Origin of the sequence: Arenibacter antarcticus (assembly GCF_041320605.1) — a bacterium.
Lineage (GTDB): Bacteria > Bacteroidota > Bacteroidia > Flavobacteriales > Flavobacteriaceae > Arenibacter > Arenibacter antarcticus.
The window spans coordinates 3,073,658-3,086,732 of record NZ_CP166679.1 but is presented as its reverse complement, the minus strand read 5'-3'; the positions used below and the strand labels follow the sequence as shown (position 1 = coordinate 3,086,732).

Genomic DNA, 13,075 nt, shown 5'->3' with positions numbered 1-13,075 from the left:
TTTTTTGGTTGGCATAGTGCGCACCTCTTTCAATTCTCGCCCAAGAAATGAGAAAATGAGTAAGGAAATTATGGAAATGAAAAATAGATTTTTACATGCTTAAAGATTTAATAAATTTTACCAACAGCCTGCCCGACAACTTTAAAAGTCTCGGAGCGATCCCAAAAGAAGGACTTCATATTCTTTTACAAGTCGATGATAAAGGAAATTTGAATACAAAATCCGATAATATTCAATTCGGCTTTTACTCGAAAAAGTTAAAGGATGAATTGAGTGACGTTCTTGAAAAGTGCAAACGACTTCAAGAAAATGCGTGGTGTGTGAACACCAACAAATGTTTTGATTTACCCATGAAAGCAATCCAATCTTGTTCTCCTATCTGCGTTGCATTTAAAAAGGAACACATACAAGGTGGGGTTAAATATGAGGCAAATTCGGAAAAAGGAAAACCTCAAATACAAGAACGCTTTAGTGACTATTTTGACAAGGCAGAAAGCATGTTGACCGAAGATGAGATCCTCAAAAAAGTCTTTTTGAACTTCAAAGCCTTTTTCGAGAACAAATCCTGGGAAGTTGTTTTGAACGATATTGAAAATCAAAGAGATGCTCAATTTCAGATTTTATCGAATAAGGCAGAAGCACTAAAAGAACGCCAGAAGAGTGTGAGTGATAAAACAGAAAAGGAGTCGTTAAAACAGCAAATAACCGATTCTCAAACCCAAATGGCCAGCTTCCAGCCTTTAACCGATAGTGACTATATATTGTTCTATTTGGATTTTCCTCTTGAAACCTATAAAACCACCCATGGTAAATATTTGGGCGATAAACTTTTCAACACAGATAAGTACAACACCGATCCAAATGAAGAGGGGCTGATTTATGGTACCAATGACTTTCAGAACGGGTACAACGCCAATATGCCATTTTTGATGCACCAGACCGCGACCTTTGATATCACGGGGCGCATCTCCAACTTAGAGGCGAAAGCACTATTTGAATTTAGCAATGTACTGCCTAGAAAAAACTTGCCCAACCCTCTGCCCATCTTTATTTATAATGAAGAATTCAAAGAAAAAGTGATTGCCGTGTATTCGGAAAAGCGTATTTCATTTACTGAAATTGTTAAAGAATTATACAATGTATATAAAGATGATTTTAGAAATTACTACCTCCTAAATTGGTCAAATACCCAAAACGGCATCGTATTCAACGATTTTGATTTTGTCTCCCAATTTCAATTTGAAGTGGGCGGCACAAACAACGGGCTTCAAATTGAAAACCTTTTCAATTTATATGAAGATGGCAAACCAAAACACTATCCTATTAACACGAATATTTTTCAATTAGAAGAAAAAGTCCTAAAATACCTAGTGCAGAATAAATACCATAGGGTCGATTATTTTTCGGATTTCAAAAAGGAAGATTATGAAAGCCGCGATTTTACCTTTCTCTCTTTTTGCAAGTACCGAAAAGCGATTTATGACTATGTCTATAAATCCAATAGAGCTACAATTCACGGAAAGCAGTTTGACGAACTTGTTTTTAATGGTATTAAAGATGACTTACATAACTCAAGCGAATACGGCATAAAACATAAATTAAATATATGGTACAGCCTGCACAAATATTTTCATAAGTCCAACACTAAAACAAACGATAACATGGCAAATAAATTAAAAGAGCATCAAAATTTTGTTGCACAACTCATCGAAGAAACAGCAGAAACGGCATTGGCAACCGATAATGATTTCGCCTTTGCCGCTGGGCAGGTTATCTATTATCTGATGAACAAAAGCAAATCTGAAGACAATAGCCTACGATTACTGGAACCATATATGCAAAAAAGCAATTGCAGAGAGTTACAACTAACGATTACAAAAGATTTGGAGCGCTATAAACATGAAAATTTTTCTAGAAACTTTAGTAAGGTCGTGGCTTTTGTATTGGCGCACAATACCGAAGAAAACGTAAAGAATTTACATCCAGAATTATTATCCGGTCTTTTTTCAGACAATCAATTATATTCTAACCATAATAAAAACGATTAAAAATGGCACAACAATTCAATAACCGCGTTTACGGATTTGCAATGATAAAATCCATCAATTCCAACTACAATGCAGACTTTTCGGGTCAACCGAGAAAGTTGCCGAACGGCAAGGTTTACGCAACAGATAAGGCACTTAAATATTCCATTCGTTACTATTGGAAACATGCTTTACAGGAGAACGTATTTTACTTCAAATCGTTGACCGATGATATGTCGCCAAGAACGTTGGACGAAACTTATGAAAAGAATTTTGGAAAAATCACAAAGAAAGGCAACGAGTTAAGAAAAGAACTTCTTAAAAACATTCTTTCCGTATTGGACGTGAAATTGTTCGGAGGAACCTACGCTGGTGCCACTAATGTTTCCATTCATGGATCTTGTCAAATAACCCATGGGTTAAATCGTTTTCCCGAAGATGTTATTTATTCCGAACAAATTATGTCCCCATTTAGAAATCCTGGCGAAAAGAGCAAAGAGAGTACCATGACCACCCTTGGCACACAGTCCAAACTAGAAGAGGGTCATTATGTACACCATTTATCCCTCAACCCAAAAAACATTGAGGAAGATGTAGAAAGAGTTGGTGCGGAGGGCCTTACGCAATCGAATATAGATAAACTAAAGGAAGGTCTTAGAAAAGGTGCAAGTTTTTACGATAGTGCCGCTAAGGCAGGAACGGAAAACGAAATGCTTTTTTGGGTCAAACTAAAGGAAGGCTCAAAACTTGTAATGCCTTCGTTTATTGAATTTGTAGACGTAGCCAAGAATGGCACCATAGATTTGCGAAAGATTGCGACATACCTAAAAGATGATGCTGTAAAGCAAGAGATCGAGACCTTGGAAATTTATTATAACAAAGCAGTTACCAATGTTATCAACCTGCCAGAAAATGTAAACTTCCAAACTATTTGAAAAAATCTATGCAACTTATATCATTTGATTTACAAAGTAATTTCGGCTTTTTTAGAAAACCCGAAACTAACAATACCCTGAATGTATCGTATAATATGATACATAAACCTGCCTTGTTAGGTATTTTAGGTGCAATTATTGGACTTGCAGGGTATCGGAAAAAGGGAGAGTTACCGGAGTATTATGAGAAACTGGCAGACTTGAAAATTGGTATTGCGCCGTTAGATCATGATAATGGTAATTTTTCAAAAACACCTATTAAATATTCCAATACGGTGGGCTATGCCAATAAAGGCACAAATTTTTTGACCGAAGAACTTACTTTGATTTCACCGAAATATCGGGTATATCTCTTATTAGATGAAGCCATCGAAACACAGCGTCGTTTGTTGGATAATTTGGAAAGAGGAAACTCTGAGTTCATACCGTATTTTGGTAAAAACGAATTTACGGCGTGGTGGGACAAACAATCGGTTATAAAGCACAACTATACCCTTGCCGCGTTAAATGAAAATGAAAGTGTTCCTATCCTTTCTCTTTTCGCAAAAAATCAAAACATCACAAAAAATAGTGAATTGGCCGAAGTTAATTTTCTAGGGGCATGGGAATCTGATGAAAATCCGTTTATGTATTTTGAGCGTTTGCCCGTCGGCTTTAATCTAAACTTGATGCAATACCAATTGGAAGAAATGGTTTTTAGTAATTACGAGATAATGAACGCCCACACTTTGCCAAACCTATACCACCTGTTAACCGAAAATCGTTATGTACAACTTCATTGATAGTATTTCGAACATATTAGCGGATTATAAGGAAAACGAAAGTGTTGTTAAGCAATTAATAAATGCGGAGGTCTATTTGGCACACACCCCAAACGGAGATTTGTCGAAACCATCAGAGACGTTGGCGGAGCATTTGGACTTGGTACAAGATTATTTTGAAGCCTTGGTAAAAATTCATGGTCTGGACGAGCCGATAGACGGCTTGATTTTTGATTATTTGGCATCGTACGATGTTGATTCCGTTCAACTGGCCGCCTATTTAAAGAAAGTATTCGTTCACAGTATTTGCTACCACGACCACGGGAAGGTAAACGAGAATTTTCAGGCGAGTCCTGAAAAGATGAACAATCCTTTTTTTCGGGGTAAGGAAAATTCCGGGAATACCATTGGAAAACAGCACTCCACCTTGAGTTCGTTTATTTTTCTTAGTCATAAAATCGATGAAGCCTTGAATTTGTTCAAGGGGAAAGAACAGGTCATTGCGATGTCTTATATTTTGATGTTTTCTTATCCCATCTACAAACATCATGGTAAATATTTAGACGATGATTTTCTATCGAAATTGGTCAGGGAAAATCTATTGGCAGATAAATTGGAGGTTTATCTTTCTCTTTTCAAAAAAAAATGTAATTCAAAAATAGTATCACGAATTTTGCTCGGGCTTGAAAAAGCACTTCCAAGAATTGCATTTAGCGATTACGCCAGGTCATTTCATTTGTACCAATTGATACGATTGAATTTTTCCCTTTTGACCGCCTCGGATTATTTGGCTACCAACGAATATATGAACAAATCGTCCACTACAGATTTTGGAGTATTGAGCAAAGAGCGAATCGACGAAATTTTTGTAAAAGTAAGCACAAACGTTTGGCTTGATAAACAGGAAACAAAACGAAACTTCAACGAAAAAACATATCAGCAGCTAGCCGTTCTCAGTTTGAAAAAACCGACCGAAAAAAGCAACGAAAACCTTAACCTTCTGCGCCAGCAAATGGCGACCGAAGCAATACGAAACATACGGTTGAATCATAAAGAAAAGCTATTTTATATCGAGGCACCTACGGGAGGTGGCAAAACGAACATTTCTATGCTGGTCACATTGGAATTACTGAAGCTAAACCCTGATTTGAACAAAGTTTATTACGTTTTTCCATTTACCACCTTAATCGACCAAACCTACAAAAGCATAAAACAAAACCTTGGATTGGGAGATGACGAAATTGTCGCATTACATTCAAAAGCTGCCTTTGGAAAAGAGGAAGATGAAGATGACGATTATGGTCAAAACCGTAAAAACTACATCAACCATTTGTTTTTGAACTATCCGTTCAGTTTGCTATCTCACATCAAGTTTTTTGAGATTTTGAAGACAAATGCCAAAGAACAAAATTACATATTGCACCGATTGGCTAATTCTGTCGTGGTTATTGATGAATTACAGACATATGCCCCACAACATTGGGACAAGGTTATTTATTTGGTTCAAAAGTATGCCCAATCATACAACATCAGTTTTGTGATCATGTCGGCTACTTTGCCAAAACTGCATCGGCTTAATATTGAAGTAGATACGGCTAACTTTGTTTATCTGTTGCAAAATGCCCGTACAGATTATTTCCAAAACACCAACTTTAAGGATAGGGTCTCCTTCAATTTTGAACTTGCGGAAAAAAAGATTCATTTGACCGAATTAGCCGAAAAATTACTCAACGAATCCAAAAAATATTCATTACTTGACTATGGGCAGGTAAAACCAAAAGATAGCGTTTACACCATCATAGAATTCATTTTTAAAAAATCTTCCACCGAATTTTATAACGAAATCCAAAAAATAAATGATGGTTTTTTCGAAGAGGTTTTTGTGCTATCAGGCACTATATTGGAACATCGCCGACGGCATATCATCAACTTTTTAAAACGAAAGGAGAATCGCAAAAAAAGAATTTTGTTGATTACAACACAGGTGGTGGAAGCAGGCGTAGATATTGATATGGATCTGGGTTTTAAGGACAAATCACTTTTGGACAGCGATGAACAATTGGCAGGAAGGATCAACCGTAACGTGGGCAAAGAAAACTGCCAACTGTTTCTGTTCAATTACAACAAAGAAGCACTAATCTACGGGGAGGACTATCGTTTACAAGTGACGAGAAATCTTTCAAAAAAGGAGCAACAACATATTTTGGAAAGCAAAGATTTCGATTTGCTCTATGATAAGGTTATCGCATACAAAAATTGTTTAAACCTTGATGAACATAGAAAAGGATTCAATGATTATCTTCTATACATCAATAAGTTAAAATTTGAATCAGTACAGAAACAATTCAAGCTTATTGAACAGGAGAATTTGGGTTGTTTTATTCCAATGAAAATTCCCATAGCTGTAAAGGGCGAAACAATCGATAACAATGAAGAAATCTTTACAACAAGCGATTTGCGGTTTTTATCCTCTTTTGAAGTTTTGCCAGATGTGGATTATAAGATATGTGGTGAAGAGGTATTTGACTTGTATATTGATTTGATAAATGGCAAAAATGGATTTTTGGAAAAAAGAATACAACTCAAACAAATACAGTCCATACTCTCGAAATTTGTATTCTCATTGTTTAAAACCAACGCTATAGAGAGCCAATTAATTCATTTTTCAGATATGGAAAAAAGCATCTATGGCTATTATTATGTGGAAAATTGGAACGGGTTTTATAAAGAGGCTTTTGGAATTGATGATAAGGAGTTTAAAAGTGTTGAGACCCAATTCCTATAGGTTTGGGCATGAAAAAAGGATAATAATAATAATAATAATATCCATTTTGCACATTCGAATGTGTAATAAATAATCAAAATTGCACATCTAGATGTGCAAAAAAGGCTAAAAAGTGTCTTTTGGACAAGACAAAAATATAATAAAAGTGTCGATAGAAGAAGACAAAAAGCAAATTCTAGATAATATCTTGGTAAATTGAAAGTAAACGCAACCCTCATAAATCTATATACAGTATGCCCTCGCGAATGTTGGCTGCATGCCAATGGAATCAATATGGAACATACTTCGGAAATAGTATACGACGGCAAGCTCCTCCACGAAACGAGTTATCCACAGCGGGCGGACAAGTATTCCGAAATAGAACTTTCCGCCGAACTTAACGGTACCGTCTTAACGGGTAAAATAGATTTCTACGATGCTAAGGAAAAGGTGATCCACGAGACCAAGCGGGGCAAGTCCGTTGAAGAGGCACATAATTGGCAGGTAAAATTCTATATCTGGCTCTTGGAGCTAAACGGTGTGGAAGGCGCTAGCGGAAAGATAGAATACCCAAGGTTGCGTAAGACATCCGAAGTTTTGCTTTCCGAAACTGATCGCGACTTTTTAGCGGAATCCGTCCTAAAGATCAAACGGTTGATCGGGCAAAAAGAATGTCCGCCCACGATCAATGCCAAAATCTGTAAAAAATGTTCATATTATGAACTGTGCTATATCGATGAAATCGAATAATCATTTGGGCCCAAAATCAAAAGATATCGGAATTGTTATGGGTGTAGAGCAACTATGGTCTAATTTTCAACACCAGACTTTATGAAAAAATCATATTACCTTTTTAACCCCGGCAGATTGAGCCGTAAGGACAATACCCTCAAATTTGTACCAGTAAACGAAGACGGGGTTGACGGAAAACCAAAATACCTTCCTGTCGAGGGTGTCAAGAACCTATACTGTTTTGGAAGTTTGGATACCAATAGTGCCCTGTACAATTTTTTGGGAAAAAACCAGATTGGAGTACACTTCTTTGATTATTATGAACATTATACTGGCAGTTTTATGCCCAAGGACTATCTGTTGAGCGGCAAGGTCATCGTTAACCAAGTGGAACATTACAGTTCACAAAAAAAAAGAATGATCATTGCCCGACAATTTATTGAAGGGGCATCGTTCAACATGCTCAAAAACCTCAAGTACTACTCAAAGCGCGACAAGGATCTTTCAAAGCAAATCCTTCAAATAGAACAACTTTCAAAATTGATAGCCGATACTCAGGCCATAGACGAACTAATGGGCATCGAGGGAAATATCCGTTCGGCCTATTACAGCGGGTTTGGCACAATCATCAACGATTTTGAGATGAACAACCGTACCAAACAACCGCCCAACAACGAGGTAAATGCCATGATATCTTTCGTGAACATGATCTGCTATACGGCCTGTTTAGACCAAATATATCACACACAATTAAACCCGACCTTAAGTTTTTTGCACGAACCTGGGTTTCGTAGGTATTCGTTGGCCTTGGATCTAGCGGAAGTGTTCAAGCCACTATTGGCAGATCGGCTGATTTTTTCGTTGCTGAACAAAAAAATGGTCCAAAAAGGCGATTTCGACCAAAAATTGAACAGTTGCCTTTTAAAGGAATCGGGCAGAAAGACTGTTATGCGCGCCTGGGACGAAAAACTCAACGAGACCATTAAGCACCGTACCTTGGATCAGAGCGTAAGCTACAAAAGGCTTGTTAGGCTGGAATGTTATAAACTGGTAAAGCATGTCATGGGCATGCAAGAATACAAACCCTTTAAAACTTGGTGGTAGGATGTATGTGATTTTAGTTTATGATATGGACAAACGAAGGGTGGTCAAAATGTTGAAATTGTGCCGCCAATACGTGAACTGGATACAGAACAGCGTTTTTGAAGGCGAGATTACAGAGGTAAAACTAAAGGAACTGTTAGCGTCCGCTAAATTGATCATGGACGAAGAAACAGATAGTTTGATTATCTTTAAGAGTCGACAGGAAAGTTGGCTCGAAAAAGTGGTCATCGGCAAGGAAAAGAACGAACTTGACAATCTAATATAAGCGTCCATCAAAGAAAAACAAGCCAAAAAAATTAGGTTCTTTGACATTTTGATACTTAATAACCTAAAAAACAAGACGTTGCCAAGTTGTCGAACCCCAAGGTAAATTATATCATTAGTAGTTGACGCTTTTTTTGTCTTATATTTACCCTGTAGGTAATTTCAAACACTTAAGAACCAAGCTGTTGATTTTATAAAATCGACGGCTTTTAATCGACCCATTTAGGAATTGAAACTATGTAGGCTCGTCAATATCACCATCAGCATCAAAACTTTTAATCGACCCATTTAGGAATTGAAACTCTCTATCTTCTTTTTACCTGGACTACTGGTGCTATCTTTTAATCGACCCATTTAGGAATTGAAACTGGTTGTTTTTTTTATGTTTTAATCTATGGTTAAAACTTTTAATCGACCCATTTAGGAATTGAAACAGTGCTGAGGCAGTTATGCAAGCTTACACAAGTGGACTTTTAATCGACCCATTTAGGAATTGAAACTTGATCTTTCAGGCCTCTACACCTACGGCCGAGCTTCTTTTAATCGACCCATTTAGGAATTGAAACTATTTATCGAAATTGGCCGCGCAACGGAACATTGTACTTTTAATCGACCCATTTAGGAATTGAAACTAAACTAACAAAGGGGAAATATTCCAGCAATCCAACTTTTAATCGACCCATTTAGGAATTGAAACTGAGATACCGATGTTGTTGCGCTCAATGCGTGTCCACTTTTAATCGACCCATTTAGGAATTGAAACCATAAAAACAATATACAGTCTATTCTTGACATGTACTTTTAATCGACCCATTTAGGAATTGAAACGAAGCTAGTGTAACTTCTAGCGGAACACCTGATAATCTTTTAATCGACCCATTTAGGAATTGAAACGAAGGTCTAGCAAGATTTATCCAACCAGGTTTATTCTTTTAATCGACCCATTTAGGAATTGAAACAGCATTAGGTAACCTGCAATTCTGACTACAGAAGCATCTTTTAATCGACCCATTTAGGAATTGAAACGGAATGGAAAGGATAGCTCTCTGAATAGCATTTATACTTTTAATCGACCCATTTAGGAATTGAAACATAGCTTATATCCGTCCAGCTGTTCAAAAAGCTGTTCCTTTTAATCGACCCATTTAGGAATTGAAACGGCGCATCCAATACAATGATGGAATTTAGTAGGGTCTTTTAATCGACCCATTTAGGAATTGAAACGGAAGAGGTCTTTGAATTATGGTCCAATGACACTACTTTTAATCGACCCATTTAGGAATTGAAACGATGTTCAAGTAGGAGACATTTTTGAAGCTGTTGTACTTTTAATCGACCCATTTAGGAATTGAAACTCGAACGCCCTTAAAGCTTCGACCGCTGCATCCATTCTTTTAATCGACCCATTTAGGAATTGAAACTGGATAGGCTGCAATGAATCGAGAGTAGCTGGTAAACTTTTAATCGACCCATTTAGGAATTGAAACGGAGTAAGAACAATTTCGTTATTGCCTTCAAAAGCCTTTTAATCGACCCATTTAGGAATTGAAACTTTAATTGCTTCAAAGATTTAGCTGCATCTTTATTCTTTTAATCGACCCATTTAGGAATTGAAACTTAATTTGCAGGGCTTCGATTGTATCGTTCCATTCGCTTTTAATCGACCCATTTAGGAATTGAAACATGATTAATAAGACTATAGAGTTAGAAGAGGCGCAGTCTTTTAATCGACCCATTTAGGAATTGAAACTATTACATATAGTTACGCAACTACGGATTGCAACCACTTTTAATCGACCCATTTAGGAATTGAAACTCAAAAAAAGGACAAGCATCCAAAGCCTTTTCTTTACTTTTAATCGACCCATTTAGGAATTGAAACATTAGTAGCATCCTTCAAAACCTATTTTTAGAAGAGCTTTTAATCGACCCATTTAGGAATTGAAACATACAGGAACAGGTGTGAGAGTTGATTTCGGCATTCCTTTTAATCGACCCATTTAGGAATTGAAACATTAGAGGGATTACGGTACAAAGTGAGGCGTATATCCTTTTAATCGACCCATTTAGGAATTGAAACGCAAACAAACAAAAGCTCTCTATTGACATCGGGGTGCTTTTAATCGACCCATTTAGGAATTGAAACATAGGAACTGCTCCTACTCCTGCATAACTCAACCATCTTTTAATCGACCCATTTAGGAATTGAAACGCGTCAATAAATTCGTGGTTATCTTCCAGTTCTGCACTTTTAATCGACCCATTTAGGAATTGAAACAGAGCAAACACGGGATTAAATAAGTTAATCTCTTACCTTTTAATCGACCCATTTAGGAATTGAAACTCAGTGGTATGTGTGGTGGTCTTTTAGAAATCCTACCTTTTAATCGACCCATTTAGGAATTGAAACTTTTTGATGCGGAACACATAAGATGAATTTGTCTTTACTTTTAATCGACCCATTTAGGAATTGAAACTGAACAACGCCCAGGTGAAGGCCACCGCCGAATTTACTTTTAATCGACCCATTTAGGAATTGAAACTACACTTTGGATACATCCGTTCCGTACCACACTACTTTTAATCGACCCATTTAGGAATTGAAACGGATTGAGGAGCGTATCGCTTTGCCAATCTTTTACCTTTTAATCGACCCATTCAGGAATTGAAACTATAGTAGATTTCTCCCTTTCCATGGAGCTTGTCCCTTAATTACTTATCCAATTAGAAACTAGGTTTAATATCTAAATTTGTTAAGAACTGCTTATAGACTGCTATCTAGGTCTTGGGACTTTTTTGACCGAAGATTTAGTGTCTGCATCAAATTCTGCATATCCTCCCCTACTTTCTTTTCAACTACCCTAGCATAAATTTGCGTAGTCGAAAGCTTGGTATGCCCTAAAAGCTTTGATACGGTTTCAATAGGCACCCCATTTGAAAGTGTAATCGCAGTTGCGAAGGTATGTCGTGCCACATGAAAGGTTATCTTTTTAGGAATACCACAGGCTTTGGCAATATCCTTTAAAGTCCGGTTAATCATGGGGTTGCTATACATTGGTAGCAATCGACCCTTTTCAATTAAATAAGGCTCTTCCTTATACTTGTCTATAATTTCCTTAGCTTTTGGCAACAGGGGAATCTTTAAAGGTTCATCGGTCTTCGCCCGTTTGGTGTAGAGCCAATGGTTTCCGTCCATACCTTTTACCAAATGGTCAGCTTTCAATTCCTGTACATCTATAAAGGACAGCCCAGTATAACAGGCAAAAATGAACAAGTCTTTAATATGTTGTGTACTTGATACTTTAAACGTAGTTTCTTCAATAAGTTGCAGTTCTCGTTCCGTTAAGAACTGTCGCTCGGTTTTTTCAAATCGCAGTTTGAAATTTATAAATGGGTCTTTTTCCAACCATTCCAATTTTACCGCCAACCTTGATATCTTTTTTAGTCGTTCCATGTGTTTCATGGTTCCGTTGTTGGCACAGCCCATTCTTGTAGCAGGTTTGTACTTTCTAATGTATTGCTCAAAATCAACAATAAAACCATAGTTCAATTTTTTAAGGGGTATGTCTTCAACATTCTTTTCCTCTTTCAAAAATTCTTTAATGCAGCGTTCAGTACTATAATAATTTTTCATCGTACCTTTTCTAAGTACGGTGAGCATAGCAGTATTGTGATAGGTTATCAAATCGAGTAGAGTCTTCCCTTTTTCATCTTCGCCTAAATACCGAGCCTTTATTCCGGCCGAAGTAATGTCAACATCTTCTTGCAATAATTGCCGATGCGCTTCATGTAGTCCCGTAAAAACTTGGTCTAAATATTTGTTTACAGAGATGACATACTTGGAAAATCCCTTGCCTCTTTTGCTTTTATTGTCCCATAAAGAGGATTTCAATTCCCGATTTAAGCTAAATTCGGCTCTTTTCCCATCTACGGTGATACGCGCATAGAGCTTTAGGTTTTCAGTTTCCCTTTCGAGTTTCCTGGTAATGAATACGACCGATAATCTGCTGTTTTCTAACATGTTACATAGCTTTAAATTAATACATAGAATGGTAAAAAACACAGGGTCAAATACCTTCAAAAGCTACTTCAATGTACAAAAAATACGATGGAAACCAATTCCCGATTTGGACACCAGTGTGGTGTTTTTATGTGGTTTCAAGAGGTTTCATTTGATACCCCTAAAAACATAAAACGTTGCAAATCAGGTGATTTGCAACGTCATGCAACTATATAAAATAGTTAAGTCGGGGTGGCAGGATTCGAACCTGCGACCTCCTGCTCCCAAAGCAGGCGCGATAACCGGGCTACGCTACACCCCGAAATGGTTACCCATTATAATTGCTTAAAAAAAAGCGGAGAGACAGGGACTCGAACCCTGGCGACAGTTACCCGTCGACAGATTAGCAATCTGCTCCGTTACCACTCCGGCACCTCTCCAATAATCTTCAAGATCATGCATCAAAATGCGGTTGCAAATGTAGTAGT

General features: G+C 37.2%; 8 protein-coding genes, 2 tRNA genes and 1 CRISPR repeat array. Of the genes, 7 read left to right on the top strand and 3 right to left on the bottom strand.

The annotated features are described in order from the left end of the window. Nucleotides 1-95 precede the first annotated feature (95 nt). From KCTC52924_RS12800 to cas2, 7 genes are all read left to right on the top strand, one after another. On the top strand, nt 96-2,048 hold the full coding sequence (locus tag KCTC52924_RS12800; protein WP_251808513.1) for a hypothetical protein: 1,953 nt from the start codon (nt 96-98) through the stop codon (nt 2,046-2,048). A 2-nt stretch (nt 2,049-2,050) separates the two neighbouring features. Beyond that, a complete protein-coding gene (locus KCTC52924_RS12795; protein ID WP_251808512.1) occupies nt 2,051-2,962 on the top strand; it encodes a type I CRISPR-associated protein Cas7 in 912 nt (303 codons plus the stop codon). 8 nt (nt 2,963-2,970) lie between these two features. After that, entirely contained in the window at nt 2,971-3,744 is a 774-nt protein-coding gene (cas5b, locus tag KCTC52924_RS12790; RefSeq protein ID WP_251808511.1) for a type I-B CRISPR-associated protein Cas5b, read from the top strand. Then, nucleotides 3,728-6,508 carry a CRISPR-associated helicase Cas3' gene (gene cas3 / locus KCTC52924_RS12785; protein ID WP_251808510.1) on the top strand — a complete coding sequence of 927 codons (2,781 nt, stop codon included), beginning with the start codon at nt 3,728-3,730 and terminating at the stop codon, nt 6,506-6,508. Before cas5b ends, cas3 begins: the two co-directional genes overlap by 17 nt. 195 nt (nt 6,509-6,703) lie before the next feature. Beyond that, entirely contained in the window at nt 6,704-7,237 is a 534-nt protein-coding gene (gene cas4 / locus KCTC52924_RS12780; protein ID WP_251808509.1) for a CRISPR-associated protein Cas4, read from the top strand. A gap of 81 nt (nt 7,238-7,318) precedes the next feature. After that, nucleotides 7,319-8,323 (top strand): type I-B CRISPR-associated endonuclease Cas1b, encoded by a 1,005-nt coding sequence (gene cas1b / locus KCTC52924_RS12775; protein WP_251808508.1) that lies wholly within the window; start codon nt 7,319-7,321, stop codon nt 8,321-8,323. 1 nt (nt 8,324) lies between these two features. Continuing rightward, the gene (cas2, locus tag KCTC52924_RS12770; RefSeq protein ID WP_251808507.1) at nt 8,325-8,588 is read left to right on the top strand and encodes a CRISPR-associated endonuclease Cas2; all 264 of its coding nucleotides are present in this window, start codon (nt 8,325-8,327) and stop codon (nt 8,586-8,588) included. Nucleotides 8,589-8,793: 205 nt separating this feature from the next. After that, nucleotides 8,794-11,259: a CRISPR direct-repeat array (repeat unit 30 nt; unit sequence CTTTTAATCGACCCATTTAGGAATTGAAAC). Nucleotides 11,260-11,351: 92 nt separating this feature from the next. On the opposite strand, the gene KCTC52924_RS12765 is transcribed toward cas2, so the two are convergent. The 3 genes from KCTC52924_RS12765 to KCTC52924_RS12755 form a co-directional block, all read right to left on the bottom strand. Further along, the gene (locus KCTC52924_RS12765; RefSeq protein WP_251808506.1) at nt 11,352-12,608 is read right to left on the bottom strand and encodes a site-specific integrase; all 1,257 of its coding nucleotides are present in this window, start codon (nt 12,606-12,608) and stop codon (nt 11,352-11,354) included. 226 nt (nt 12,609-12,834) lie between these two features. Next, nucleotides 12,835-12,909 (bottom strand) — tRNA-Pro (locus tag KCTC52924_RS12760). Nucleotides 12,910-12,943: 34 nt separating this feature from the next. After that, a tRNA-Ser gene (locus tag KCTC52924_RS12755) sits at nt 12,944-13,027 on the bottom strand. Between the last annotated feature and the right edge of the window lie 48 nt (nt 13,028-13,075).